The organism is Chromobacterium sphagni, assembly GCF_001855555.1.
GTDB lineage: Bacteria > Pseudomonadota > Gammaproteobacteria > Burkholderiales > Chromobacteriaceae > Chromobacterium > Chromobacterium sphagni.
This window is the reverse complement of the sequence record NZ_MKCT01000094.1, coordinates 1-13,772: the sequence shown is the minus strand read 5'-3', so window position 1 is coordinate 13,772 and position 13,772 is coordinate 1. Positions and strand designations below refer to the sequence as shown.

Here is a 13,772-nt window from a genome sequence, read left to right as displayed (position 1 = left end):
GAAGGCGGGCTGGGCTCAGATGTAGCCCAGCTCCAGCGCGCGCAACACCGCGCGCACCCGGTCGCGGACACCGAGCTTGGACAGGATGCTGGAGACATGATTCTTGATCGTGCCTTCGCTCGGCCCCAACGCCTCGGCAATCTCCCGGTTATTGAAGCCGCCCGCCATCAGCGCCAGCACTTCCACCTCGCGTCCGGTCAGCCTCTCCGGCAGGTCCAGTGACGGAAAGGCCGCGCCGCCGCCGCGCACGCCATCCAGCACCCGTTCGGTCAGCCCCGGGCGGAACAAGGTTTCCCCCGCCGCTACCCTCCTGATCGCCTGCGCCAGCCGCTCCAGCGAAATATCCTTCAACAGGAAGCCGCGCGCGCCCAAGCGCATGCCGGCCAACAGCGCCTCGTCGTCGTCGAACGTGGTCAGCAGCAAGGTCGGCGGCATGCCGCCGCGCGCCTGCAAGGCCTGCAATAGCTCGATGCCGGACATGCCCGGCATCCGCACGTCCAGCAACAGCACATCGGGCACCTCTTCCAGCAGCAAGCCCAGCGCCTCCATCCCATCCGCCGCCTCCAGCGCCACGCGGATGTCTCCGGTCAGCTCCAGCAAACCGCGGATGCCGCTGCGCACCAGCATCTGATCGTCAACCAGTCCGACGCGTATCATCTTGCAGCCTCCCGCCACACAGTCGTCCACTCGCCTTCGCCCCCCATCGACAAACACAACTCCACGCCGTCCTCGTTCAGCGCTCGCAGCCACAAGCGGCAAGACCGGCCGCCTGCGCGGTCCAACACCTCGCGAGCCGCGGCGAGTGCCCGCCAGGCCGCATCGTCTGTCAGCGCCGGCATCTCTTCCAGCACCAGTTCCGCTTGCGGCCGGGCGCCGTCGCACAACAAACGCAGCGCCTCAGCCAACGGCGCTTGCTGTTGTCGCCGCTCCATTCCCACCAGCGTCCGCACCTCGGCCAGCATCTGCCGCGCGACCTGTTGCGCCGCGCGCAGCGCCGCATCGGCCTCGCCAGCTCCCCGCCGCAACAGCAGCTCCAGTTGTAGATTCAAAGCCGACAAATGATGGCCGATGCCATCGTGCAATTCGCGGGCGACCCTCACCCGTTCGCCGTTGCCGGCCGCGCCGGCCAGCAATTGCCGGGCGGCGAGCAGGCTGGCGCGAGTCGCCTCCAGTTGCGCGCGGCGGCGGCGTTCCGCCGCGCCCAGGCAACCGATGCCGAAGGTCAGCACCTGAAAACCGCCGACGACGACGGCATCCTGCCAAAGCAGCCAACGCCGCTGCTCCAACGGCGAGGCTTGAACATTGGAACCGCTGACATTGCACATCAGTTCATCCGCGGGCAGGCGCGGAATCTGCCAGGCACACGCCAGCAGCGCCGCCGCCACCTGCCCGGCCAAGCCAAGCCAGGCAGCGCGCAGCGGAAACAATAGCGCGAGTTCGGCGGCGGTCAGCAACAGCAGCTTGTCGCTCGTCAGCAGGGCCAGCGTGATTTGCAAAACCACCAGGCCGGCTTTCGCCCTCGACCCTGGCGCGCTCGGGCCAACCGCATTAGCCCGCCACAAGGCCCAGCCAAACAGCGCAAAACCCAAGCCGTAGGCCGCCACCACCCCGCCCAGGCCGATGGCCGGTCCCGCCAACAGCGGCAGTCGTTCGCGCAGATGCGTCAATCCGGCGTCGCCGATGGGCTGCAGGACGGCGACCTGCTGCAGCGCCAAAGCCAGACAAGCGGCCAAGCCAACCACCCGGAACAGGGCCAACGGCGATGGCGTCATCTTCCCGCTCATGATGCCTCCGACGAAAGCGGCAGCCAGATGCGCAGACAACAGCCGCCGGATGCCGGCGACAGGATGTCCAGCGTGCCGCCCCGCTCCTCCACCCGTTCGCGCATGCCGGTCAGCCCATGGCCCGCCTGGTTCGCCTCCGGCGCAGCCAGCCCCTTGCCGTTATCGCTGACCGTCACCGCCACGCCGGCGCCCGATCGCTCCAGCCTCACCACCGCGCGCGCGGCGCCGGAATGCCGCAGCGCGTTGCTCAAGGCTTCCTGTACGCTGCGGAAAATCGCGTGCGCCAGCGCCGGCTCGTTCAGCGTCAACTTATCCTCCATATCCAATCTGACCAGCGGCATGGGGATGCCGCGGCACAAGGTATTCAGCGCCGCCCGCAAATCCATGCTCGCCGCAGCTTCCACGCGGCTGGCGCCCCGCAGTTCCTCAAGCAGCCGGTTCGCCCCCGCGCGCGCGGCGGCTATCCGCTCGTCCGCCTCGCCGCCCAGCTTCGCCTCAGCCAATCTCAGCTGCAGCTGCAAGGCCGCCAACTGATCCGCCGCCAGCCGCCCCAGTCCTTCGGCAATGCGCGCGCGCTCGGCCTCGCGCACCGCCTCGGTCAGCAGCAATTGCGTCGCCTGCAGCTCGGCATTGGCCTGCGCCTGCCGATGCCGACCGCGCAGCGCTTCCGACCAGCCATAACCTACGCAAAAGGCGAAAGCCTGGAAGACCAATCCTTGCAGCCAGTCCAGCGCGGCCACCGTCCAGAACGGCGGCGGCAACGCGCCGGCGATATTGCAGGCCGGATGGCCGTCACCCACTCGCGCCAGGTACGGCAGCAAGGCCGCATCGATCAAGCCCGCCTGCAGCAGCGCGCCTGCAGCCGCTCCGCGCCAAGGCAACAGGAAAGCCAATTCGGCCGCCACCAGATAGCCGAGGCCAGGTTCGGTCCACGGTTCCAGCACTGCCGCGATTAGCATCTGCGCGCCCAGCCATGGCCACCATCGCCATGGCTGCGCCTCTTTGGACAAGCAGCGCCACAGCGCCAGCATGAATAGCAGCATCAGCGCCGCGAATACCAGCAGAGCCGCGTCGCGCAAGCTCAGCCAAGCCCGCAGGCCATGGCTCAGCCGGGCCGGCCACAGCCAGGCAGCGGCCTGCTCGCGCAGCGCCGCTTCGGGCAGGGGCCATAAATCGGCTACGCCAGCCGCCAGCATCAGCGCGCAAGCCAGCAGCAGCGCGCGCCGGAACCAGGCGGGACCGGAGCCGATGGCATGGAGATAAGGTCGCATGGAGAAGACGTTTTCTCGCGTCAAGATGAAAAGCGCGGCCCATGCCACGCAACATGCGCCAGCGTAGCACAAGGCATATGTCATGCAGCATGCGCTCTTCATGCAAAATCCCGGCCTGGCCCAACCATGCGCCAACGGCCACGCCGCCCATCTCAACCCTTCCAGCATCCCGCTCTCCCGCTTGTATTGGCAAGAAGTCTGCCGCTCGCCGCAGCGCGCCGGGAGTGCCGTTAGTCATGGCCGCCGTCTCTATCTTTCGGCACATGCGCACAGCATGGCCTGCCGCGACAATGCGAATACCCGGCTCGCCTGAGCCTTCAATCAACGATGAGGATTGCCATGAAAGCTAAATTCGCGATGACGGCCTGCGGCGCGCTGGCCATGCTGCACCTGACAGCCGCGCGCGCCGACGACACCTTCGGCTACGCCAAACTGGGCACCGGCGTGGAGCTAGGCGTCGGCCGCTCCCTGGACAACGGCCTGACGCTGCGCCTGGGCGTTGCCGACACCTTTCGCTACAAGCAAGACAAGATGCTGGACGACACGCCATACCAGCTGAAGTCCAAGCCCAACCCCGGATTGGCGGCCAGCCTGGATTGGCGCCCGCTCAGCGACAGCGGCTTCAGGCTGAGCGGTGGCCTGACGCTGTCCGGCAAACCCCGGGAAGATCTGAACTTCGCCGCCAATCGCGCGGGCAATTACACGCTAGGCGGCAATAGTTATGCCGCGTCCGCCGCCGGGCCGCTGACCGGCAAGGTGGAATACCAGCAACTGGGGTCTTATCTTGGCGTCGGCTGGGACTTCGCCGTGCCGGGCGCATCCGCCTGGCGCGTCACCACCGACCTAGGCGCGCAACTCCAGTTTGGCGGCAAGACGACGCTGAACCCGGCGGCCGGCGTCAGCGCCCAGGATCTGGCGGCCGCGCAGCAGAAGCTGGACCACGATCTGGGCGGCACCCGTTTCCGGCTGAGCGCAGGGGTGGGACTGTCCTACGCGTTCTGATGGAAAACGCCGGGGCAGATGCTCCGGCGATGTTAAATGGCTAGCCACTTGAATTTTGTTATATATAACTTTCACGCGGACGCCTGATTGCAAGCCGCCGCCGCGGGCTCTGCTATAATCTGCGCTTTCCTGCAATCCCTCGCTCTTTAGCCGATGACACCTGCCGCCAGCCTCGCCGAACTCAAATCCGCCCTGTCCTGCTGCCTGATCCGCGACCGCCATCCGCTGCGCCGCAAGCTGGCCGACGCCGCCGACCGCCTGAAGCGCAACCAGCCGGCCGAAAAGCTGATCGCCGACATCGCCGCCCAGGTGGAACGCTCGCGCGCGCGCGCCGACGCCCGCCGCGCCCATCTGCCCAAGCCCGAGTTCGACGACGCGCTGCCGGTCAACCAGAAGCTCGCCGACATCAAAGCAGCGATAGACCAAAACCAGGTGGTGATCATCTGCGGCGAAACCGGCTCCGGCAAAACCACGCAGATTCCCAAGATCTGCCTGGAATTGGGCCGCGGCGTGTTCGGCCTGATCGGCCACACCCAGCCCAGGAGGCTGGCGGCGCGCTCGGTGGCGACGCGCATCGCGCAGGAGCTGGGTTCGCAACTGGGCGAACACGTCGGCTTCAAGATCCGCTTCACCGACAAGCTGTCCGAGAAATCCGTCATCAAGCTGATGACCGACGGCATCATGCTGGCGGAGACGCAAACCGACCGCCATCTGGAAGCCTACGACACCATCATCATCGACGAGGCGCACGAGCGCAGCCTCAACATCGACTTTCTGCTGGGCTATCTGAAGCAGCTGTTGCCGCGCCGGCCTGACCTGAAAGTCATCATCACCTCCGCCACCATCGACGCCGACCGCTTCGCCCGCCATTTCGACGGCGCGCCGGTGATCGAGGTATCCGGCCGCACCTTCCCGGTGGAAGTGCGCTACCGGCCGCTGAAGCAGCGCGACGAGGACGAGCGCGAGATGGAGATGGAGGACGCCATCGTCGACGCGGTGGACGAGCTGTCGCGCCAGGGCCCCGGCGACATGCTGGTGTTCCTGCCCGGCGAGCGCGAAATCCGCGAAACCGCGGAGAAGCTGCGCAAGTCCGGCATCCGCGGCTATGAAATCCTGCCCTTGTTCGCCCGCCTGTCGAACGAAGACCAGCAAAAGATCTTCAAGCCGTCCGGCGGACGGCGCATCGTGCTGGCCACCAACGTGGCCGAGACTTCGCTGACGGTGCCCGGCATCAAGTACGTGATCGACACCGGCCTCGCGCGCTTGAACCGCTATAGCCCGCGCGCCAAGGTGGAGCAGCTGCAGATCGAGAAGATTTCGCAGGCCGCCGCGCGCCAGCGTTCCGGCCGTTGCGGCCGGGTGGCCGCAGGCATCTGCGTGCGCCTGTACGCCGAGGACGACTTCAACGCCCGCTCCCCGTTCACCGATCCGGAAATCGTCCGCTCCAACCTGGCGGCCGTTATCTTGCGCATGGCCGCGCTGCGGCTGGGCAAAGTTGATGCCTTCCCCTTCTTGGAAGCGCCGTCCAGCCGCCTGATCGCCGACGGCTACCAGGTGCTGACCGAACTGGGCGCGGTGGACGACAAGGGCGAGCTCACCGCCGTCGGCAAGGAACTGGCGCGCATCCCGGTGGATCCGAAAGTGGGCCGCCTGCTGCTCGCCGGCCGCGACTTCGGCTGCGTGCGCGAAGTGCTGATCATCGCCGCCGCGCTGTCGATACAAGACCCGCGCGAGCGGCCGTTCGAAGCGCGCGAGGCCGCCGAACGCGCCCAGGCGCGCTTCAACGACGACAAGTCCGACTTCCTGTCCTTCCTGCACCTGTGGGATTTCTTCTCCGACGCGCTCAAGCACAAGAAGTCCAACCGCCTGCTGGTGAACGCCTGCCATGAGCACTTCCTGTCCTACCTGCGGCTGCGCGAATGGCGCGAACTACACGCGCAACTGGCCGAGATCGCCAGCGAGCTGGGGCTGATCAAGCGCGACCAGGCGCACGCCGACGCCGAGCAGCCGGACGCGCAGATGACGCAGAAAAAACGCCTGCAGCTGGACGCGGTGGCGTATGAGAATCTGCACAAGGCGCTGGTGACCGGCCTGATCGGCAACATCGGCATGAAGAACCAGGAAGGCGACGACTACCAGGGCACCCGCGGCGTCAACTTCCACGTTTTCCCCGGCTCCGGCCTGAAAAAGGCCAAGCCAAAATGGCTGGTGGCGGCGGAACTGGTGGAAACCACCAAGCTGTACGCGCGCTGCGTGGCCAAGATCGAGCCGGAGTGGGTGGAGAAGCTGGCGCCGCACCTGGTCAAATATCACTACTTCGAACCGCATTGGGAAAAGGCGCGCGGCGAAGTCGTCGCCAGCGAGCGCGTGACGCTGTATGGCCTGACGCTGATTCCGCGCCGCGCCGTCAGCTATGGCCGCATCGCGCCGGAGGAGGCGCGCGAGCTGTTCATCCGCGGCGCGCTGGTGAATATGGACTACGTCAGCAACGCGCCCTTCTTCCAGCGCAACCAGCAGCTGATCCGCGAAGTGGAGCAGCTGGAGCACAAGGCGCGCCGCCAGGACGTGCTGGTGGACGAGGAGGCGCTGTACGGCTTCTACAGCGAGCGCATTCCGGCCGAGGTGGTGGACGCCGCCAGCTTCGAAGCCTGGCGCAAAGAGGCGGAGAAGGCCGAACCCAAGCTCTTGCACCTGACGCGCGAGGAGCTGATGCGCCACGCCGCGCAGCACGTGACGGAAAACCAGTTTCCGGAATGGCTGGAGCTGGAAGACGGCAAGCTGAAGCTGCGCTACCGCTTCGAGCCCAAGCACCCGCTGGACGGCGTCACCATGGACGTGCCGCTGGCCATACTCAACCGCCTGACCCCGGCACCGTTCGAATGGCTGGTGCCGGGCATGGCGCGCGAAAAGCTGCAGCAGCTGATCAAGGGCCTGCCCAAGCAGATCCGCCGCTGTTGCGTGCCGGTGCCGGACTTCGTCACCCGCTTCCTCAGCGCCAATCCGGACATGCAGCAGCCGATCGCGCCGCAACTGGCGCGCTTCATCCTGCGCGAAACCGGCGGCGTCAAGGTGGACGTCGATGATTTCAACAAGCAGGAGCTACCGGAGCACCTGCAGTTCAACTTCCGCGTGATAGACGACGGCAAGCAGGAAATCGGCCTGGGCCGGGATCTGGCCGCGCTGCAGAAGCAGTTCGGCCAGGCGGCGCAGCTCACCTTCCGCGACACCAGCGCCGACTTCGAGCGCGACGACGTCAAGGCCTGGGACTTCGGCGAACTGCCGGAAAGCATACAGTTCGCCCGCGGTCGCCAGCAGCTCACCGGCTATCCGGCGCTGACGCTGGAGGACGACAAGGTGGCGATCCGGCTGTTCGACACCCAGCTGGCGGCGGAACGCCACCACCGCCAGGGCGTGGTGCGGCTGTTGCAGCTGCAGCTGAAGGAGCAGATGAAGCAATTGGGCAAGGGCCTGCCCGGCATCACCCAGATCGGCCTGCAGCTGCGCGCGGTGGCCAATGTCGACGAGCTGATGCTGGATGCCATCGCCTGCATCTGCGATCGCGCCTTCATCGGCGAGGACGCGCTGCCGCGCAATGAAAAGGCGTTCAACGAGCAGAAGAACCGCGCCCGCACCCGGCTGCCGGCGGTAAACCAGGCGGTGACGCAATACCTGAACCAGATCGCCGGCGAGTACGGCCCGCTGACCATCAAATTGCAAAAGCACAAGCTGGGCTTCGAGCTGAAACAGCAGCTGGAGCGCCTGGTCTACAAGGGCTTTCTCGCCGCCACGCCGTGGAGCCAGTTGCCGCACCTGCCGCGCTATATGCGCGCGATGAGCCTGCGCATGGACAAGCAGCCGGCCAACCCGCAACGCGACGGCCAGCGCGGCGCCGAGATCCGCGACCTATGGCAGAAATGGGAAGCCCGCGTCGCCGAACAGCAGGACAGCGGCGAAGCCAGCCAGGCGCTGTTGGACTTCCGCTGGCAGCTCGAGGAGCTGCGCGTCGGCCTGTTCGCCCAGGAATTGAAGACACCGTACCCGGTCTCGGTGAAGCGGCTGTTGAAAGTCTGGAGCGAGTTGCCCAGATAGATGGTGAAAACTGCCAACTTGCGATGACAATAGATTATCATTCTGTAAATATTGACGCCGCAAGCGGCCACCATCATGACAGTGGACTCCACCAAAAAACCGGCCAAGGTGTATTCGGCCATGGTGTCCATCGGCAAGGAATTGCCGGTGGACGTTTATTCCAAAAACGGCTTTCTGCTGCTCAAGCGCGGCCATTACGTGCTGACGTCGGAACTGAAGCAGAAGCTGCTGAGCATGGGTTTCGCCGAAGGCCGCTCCCCGGCCAAGCCGGTAGACAAGCCCAATCTCAACGACAGCCGGAAACACTCGCTGTTCGAGGACATCTCTTTCCTGCAGCAGCGGGTGCGCAGCATGCTGTATTACGCGCTGGCCACCCCCGGCCTGGAAGCCAAGGTGATGGAGATCGCCCAGACGCTGATCCAACTGGCGGAAAAATACCCTGACGCGCTGACCGCGTCGATCTTCCTGGTGCCGTTCGCTGAATACAGCGTCGCCCACTCATTGCACACCGCGGCGCTGCTGGCCATTCTCACCCGCCAGATTCCGCTGCCGCCGCGCCACCGCGAAACGCTGATCTGCGCCGCGCTGACGATGAACATCTCCCAGATAGAGCTGCAGAACGAGCTGTTCTCCCAGCAGGACCGTCTCAACACCACGCAGAGGCAGGCGATACTCGACCATCCCATCATGAGTTCGGCCATCCTGCGCGAGGCCGGGGTGGAAGACCAGCTGTGGCACACGCTGGTGCAGACCCATCACGAGTCCTGGCAAGGCACCGGCTACCCCTTCGGCCTGCCGAGGGAGCAGATCCTGCCGCCGGCCCACCTGCTGCATCTGGCCGACATCACCTGCGCCAAGCTGCTGCCGCGACGCTACCGCTCGGCCTTGCTGCCCGCCGCAGCGCTGGGCCACATCTTCCAGCGCAAGGACACCGAGTTCGATCAATCCTTCACCACCATGCTGATCAAAATGCTGGGCATCTACCCGCCCGGCAGCTTCGTGCGCATCGCCAGCGAGGAGATCTGCGTGGTGATCTCCGCCGGCGCCAAGCCCAGCGAACCGATAGTCGCCGCCATCCGCCGCGCCGACGGCCCGCCCTATGGCGAACCGCTGCTGCGCGACACCGGCAAGCCCGGCCTGAAAGTCACCGCCCCCTGCCCCGCCGGCGACGCCAAGGTGCGGGTCTCCTTCCTCGCCCATCTGTGGAAATGCTGACCCACGCATATTCATGACATTTAACTTTTCATTCTTAAAAACTTAACCTCAAGGTATTTGAGCAGAAACCTGCAGAAAATAATATTTGTGCGCATTTTTTAATAAAAAAGGTTATTCAAATGCGCACTTTCAGTCTCAGCATCAGCCTAGTCATGGCTATCGGCCTCGCCGCCTGCAATAGCGGCGGCGGCGGTGTCAACCGCCCGCAGGACAACGTCGAAGCCCTCCCGTCCGCCACCGCCAAGAACGTGATCTTCTTCCTTGGCGACGGCATGGGCATCACCACCACCACCGCCGCCCGCATCTACGCGGTGGGCGAAGACGGCCAGCTGACGATGGACACCCTGCCCGAGTCTGGCTTCGTCAAGACCTTCTCCAACGACGCCCAGGTCACCGACAGCGCGCCGTCGATGTCGGCCTACATGACCGGCGTCAAGATGAACAACGAAGTCATCTCGATGTCCACCGACACCGTGGCCAAGTCCCCGACAACCGACCTCGCCTCCCATTGCGGCGCCGGCAACGGCAAACCGGTTTCCACGCTGCTGGAGCTGGCCAAGGCCGCCAACAAGGCCACCGGCGTGGTCACCACCACCCGCGTCACCCACGCCACCCCGGCGGCCACCTACGCGCACGTCTGCCACCGCGACGCAGAAACCGACATCGCCGCCCAACTGGTGCCCGGCGGCGCACTCTACAACGGCGCGCTGAAGGACGGCGTGGACGTGGTGTTCGGCGGCGGCCGCCAGTTCTTCCTGCCCAAGGCCGCCGGCGGCAAGCGCGCCGACGGCCGCGACCTGGTGGCGGAACTGAAAGCCAGCGGCTACGGCTATGCCGCCGACAAGGCCGGCTTCGACGCCATCAACCCGGCCAAGACGCAGCGCGCGGTGGGTCTGTTCACCAGCAGCCACATGAGCTACGACCTGGACCGCGATCCCGGCAAGGAACCGAGCCTGGCCGAAATGACCGCCAAGGCCATCGCGATGCTGGAGAACCGCAGCGGCAAGCAGGGCATGTTCCTGATGGTGGAAGGGGGCCGCATCGACCACGCGCTGCACGAAACCATCGCCAAGAAGGCGCTGCAAGACACCGTGGCCTTCGACCAGGCGATCAAGACCGCCATCGACGCGATGCAGCAGCGCGACCCCGGCCTGAAGAACACCCTGATCGTCGTCACCGCCGACCACGACCACACCCTGGTGCTCAACGGCTACGCCAAGCGCACCGGCAAGACCGCGCCCGGCAATCCCGGCGTGCTGGGCCTGGCCAAGGACTACGTCAGCGGCAAGAACCTCGCCGACGCCGACGGCATGCCCTATTCCATCATCGGCTTCGGCAACGGGGAAAACCGCGTCAATGACCAGCGCGGCGCGGCCGCGGCGCTGACCGACGATGTCGTCTCGGCCAATGAATACCACCAGGAAGCGGCGATACGCATGCCGGCCGGCGGCGAAACTCACGGCGGCGCCGACGTCTATATCGGCGCCATCGGCCAGGGCGCGGACAGCATCCACGGCTTCCTAGAAAACATAGAAGTGTTCGGCCTGGTCAAAAAGGCCGCCGGCCTGTAAGCACAACAAGGAAAACAACAATGCAAACCGTGATGAAACCGCTGCTGGCCGCCGCCATCCTGGCCGCCATGCAAACCGTCCCGGCTCACGCCGCCGGCGAAGCGAAAAACGTGATCTTCTTTCTGGGCGACGGCATGGGGCCCGCCACCATCACCGCCGCGCGCATTTACCAATACGGCGAAAGCGGCAAGCTCAATATGGAAAAGCTTGACCGCACCGCGCGCGTCAAGACCTTCTCCCTCGACGCCCAGACCACCGACAGCGCGCCGTCGATGTCAGCCTATATGACCGGCGTCAAGATGAACAACGAAGTCATCTCGATGAGCGCCGACACCCGCGCCATCGAACCCAACAGCGACGGCAGCGGCAACTGCGGCGCCGGCAACGGCGCGCCCGCCGCCACCCTGCTGGAGCTGGCCAAGGCCCAGGGCAAGGCGATAGGCGCGGTCACCACCACCCGCGTCACCCACGCCACCCCCGCCGCCACCTACGCCCACGTCTGCCACCGCGACGCCGAATCGGACATCATCGCCCAGGCGGTGCCGGGCGGCGCAGGCTACAACGCCAGGCTGGGCGGCGGTCTGGACGTGCTGATGGGCGGCGGCGCCAAGTTCTTTCTGCCCAAGGCCCAGGGCGGCAAACGCGGCGACGGCCGCAATCTGCTGCAGGAGTTCACCCAGCAGGGTTATCAACTGGCGCAAACCGGCAGCGAGCTGGCGGCGATCAACGCCAAGGCGGGAAGCCGGCTGGTGGGCATCTTCGGCAAGGACCATCTGGAATACGAGCTGGACCGGGTGAAGAACAAGGTGGACCAGCCCAGCCTGGCGCAGATGACCGCCAAGGCGATGGACCTGCTGTCGCAAAATGGCAAAGGCTACGTGCTGATGGTGGAAGGCGGCCGCATCGACCACGCGCTGCACGGCACCAACGCCAAACGCGCGCTGGCCGACACCATCGCCTTCGACGAGGCGATCAAGACCGCGCTCGCCAAAGCGGACCTGTCCAACACCCTGATCGTGGTCACCGCAGATCACGACCACACCCTCGCCATCAACGGCTACGCCAAGCGCGGCAATCCTATCCACGACGTGTCGCGCAGCTATGTGGACGGCAAGGAGGCCAAGGACGCGGACGGCGCGGTCTACACCACCCTGGTGTTCGGCAACGGCCCCAACCGCAAGTCCAGCCGCGTCTCGGTGGATTCGGCCACCGCCACCGGCGACGACTACCAGCAGGAAACCGGCATCCGCCTGTCCAGCGAAACCCATGGCGGCGGCGACGTGATGCTGATGTCCGGCGGCGCCGGCAGCCAGCGCTTCAAGGGCGTGATGGACAACACCCGGGTATTCGGCCTGATCAAGAGCGCGCTGGGCCTGTAAGCCGCCCCGCGTTCGCCGCGCGGCCGCCAGGCTGCGCGTTTTTGCCTGTTGCAGAATGGAATGCCAATGAAAAACTTGTTGATCAGCGCCCTGCTGGCGCTGGCCGCCGCCGCCCAGGCCGCCGCTCCCGATCTGCAGGCGGTGGTGCGTTATGAAACCGTCAGCCGCGGCGCCGACGGCGTGGAAAAAACCGTGCGCTACAGCGAAAAATGGATCCGCCAGGGCCAGCATGTCTGGCGCGAGCGGCTTGGCTCCAGCCAAGCTCAGCGCCACGACGACGACGGCCACCAGCACCTGGACTACGCCGCCGCGCGGCGCCATGTCTGGCTGGATGGCAGGAAACAGCCGCAACTGGAGTTCATCCATGCTGGCAGGAAAGAGAGAATCCAGGTGGCGCCGCGCGAATGGAGCGATGTCGGCTTCAACGGCTCCTGGCCGCAAGCCAGCCAGCTGGTCGACCACGCACGGCTAAAGGGCTTTTCCCGCCGGCAAGAAAGTGCCGACATCACCCTCTACCGCAAGGCCAGCGCCGAGGGCGGCAAAACGTTGCGCTGGAGCCGGCGCTGGCAGATGCCGCTGGAAATAGAAGTACGCTCGGCCGATGGCCGCCAGCGTGAAACCATACGCGTCACGCCGCAGGCGCTGGCCCCATCCACGCCGCTGCCCTGGCGGCAGAGCGCCGGCTGGCCGGCGCGCGACTACCTGGACACGCTGGATTGACAAGGATCGGGCGGCGGCAATCCGTCGCCGCCCTGCAGATAACGCCAGGGGGTCTGCCCGGTGTGCTGGCGGAAGAAGGCGATGAAGGCGCTGTCGCTGGCGAACTCCAGCTCCTGCGCCACCCGGCTCAGGCCGCCGCCCTCCGCCAGCCGCTCCATCGCCCGCAACAAACGCCACTGCTGGCGCCAGGCCTGGTATGACATGCCGGTTTCGCGCAGAAACAGCCGGCTGATGGTGCGCTCGCAGGCGCCGATTCTGCCGGTCAACTGCCGCAAGCGAGGCGGTAAGGCACCATCCCTCACCTCCCGCAGCCACGCGCCCAGCCGCGCGTCCACGGGAAACGGCAATTGCCAGCTTTCCCGCCGCGCCGCCTGCATTTCCTCGCCGAACACCTGCAGCAGGCTGCGCTGCTGCGGTTCCGGCCGGTCCCACTCCCAGAACGCCATCCGCTCTATCACCTCACGCAGCAGCGGATTCACCGCCACTACCTGCAAGGGCGGTGCAAAGAACGGCAAATCAGCGGAGAAGTACAAGGAACGGTAGGCTACCACGCCGCGCATCAGCGCGCGGTGGGGCGTGCCGGCCGGTATCCAGGCGGCGCGGGTGGGCAGCAGCAGGCACAGCGTCTTCTCCAGCTCGATGGTGATGCAGCCGGCGGCGGCGAACAGCAGTTGGTGGCGGCGATGCAGATGGCGGCGGAATCGTGCCGGCCCATGTCGGCGGCAATGCCGATCACCGGGC

The 13,772-nt window shown here is 66.0% G+C and carries 10 protein-coding genes; 6 read left to right on the top strand and 4 right to left on the bottom strand.

Annotation, left to right across the window (positions count from 1 at the left end; translation table 11 throughout):
• Positions 1-15: 15 nt before the first annotated feature.
• The 3 genes from BI344_RS22240 to BI344_RS22230 are packed head-to-tail and all read right to left on the bottom strand — an operon-like array spanning position 16 to position 3,055.
• Entirely contained in the window at positions 16-657 is a 642-nt protein-coding gene (locus BI344_RS22240) for a response regulator (RefSeq protein WP_071114969.1), read from the bottom strand.
• On the bottom strand, positions 654-1,784 hold the full coding sequence (locus BI344_RS22235; RefSeq protein ID WP_071114968.1) for a histidine kinase: 1,131 nt from the start codon (positions 1,782-1,784) through the stop codon (positions 654-656). Before BI344_RS22235 ends, BI344_RS22240 begins: the two co-directional genes overlap by 4 nt.
• A complete protein-coding gene (locus BI344_RS22230) occupies positions 1,781-3,055 on the bottom strand; it encodes a sensor histidine kinase (protein WP_071114967.1) in 1,275 nt (424 codons plus the stop codon). Before BI344_RS22230 ends, BI344_RS22235 begins: the two co-directional genes overlap by 4 nt.
• 339 nt (positions 3,056-3,394) lie before the next feature.
• Between BI344_RS22230 and BI344_RS22225 the strand changes: the two genes are divergently transcribed.
• The 6 genes from BI344_RS22225 to BI344_RS22200 all read left to right on the top strand — a co-directional run bounded on the left by BI344_RS22225 (position 3,395) and on the right by BI344_RS22200 (position 13,031).
• Entirely contained in the window at positions 3,395-4,057 is a 663-nt protein-coding gene (locus BI344_RS22225) for a hypothetical protein (protein WP_139167119.1), read from the top strand.
• Between the two features lie 153 nt (positions 4,058-4,210).
• Positions 4,211-8,146 carry an ATP-dependent RNA helicase HrpA gene (hrpA, locus tag BI344_RS22220; protein ID WP_071114965.1) on the top strand — a complete coding sequence of 1,312 codons (3,936 nt, stop codon included), beginning with the start codon at positions 4,211-4,213 and terminating at the stop codon, positions 8,144-8,146.
• Between the two features lie 75 nt (positions 8,147-8,221).
• On the top strand, positions 8,222-9,361 hold the full coding sequence (locus BI344_RS22215; protein WP_071114977.1) for an HD-GYP domain-containing protein: 1,140 nt from the start codon (positions 8,222-8,224) through the stop codon (positions 9,359-9,361).
• A gap of 119 nt (positions 9,362-9,480) precedes the next feature.
• On the top strand, positions 9,481-10,932 hold the full coding sequence (locus tag BI344_RS22210) for an alkaline phosphatase (RefSeq protein WP_071114964.1): 1,452 nt from the start codon (positions 9,481-9,483) through the stop codon (positions 10,930-10,932).
• 20 nt (positions 10,933-10,952) lie between these two features.
• Positions 10,953-12,311, top strand: a complete 1,359-nt coding sequence (locus BI344_RS22205) for an alkaline phosphatase (protein ID WP_071114963.1) — start codon at positions 10,953-10,955, stop codon at positions 12,309-12,311.
• Positions 12,312-12,377: 66 nt separating this feature from the next.
• Entirely contained in the window at positions 12,378-13,031 is a 654-nt protein-coding gene (locus BI344_RS22200) for a hypothetical protein (protein WP_071114962.1), read from the top strand.
• On the opposite strand, the gene BI344_RS22195 is transcribed toward BI344_RS22200, so the two are convergent.
• On the bottom strand, positions 13,010-13,772 hold a 763-nt coding region (locus tag BI344_RS22195; RefSeq protein ID WP_206600462.1), incomplete at its 5' end, for an AraC family transcriptional regulator. The genes BI344_RS22200 and BI344_RS22195 overlap by 22 nt on opposite strands.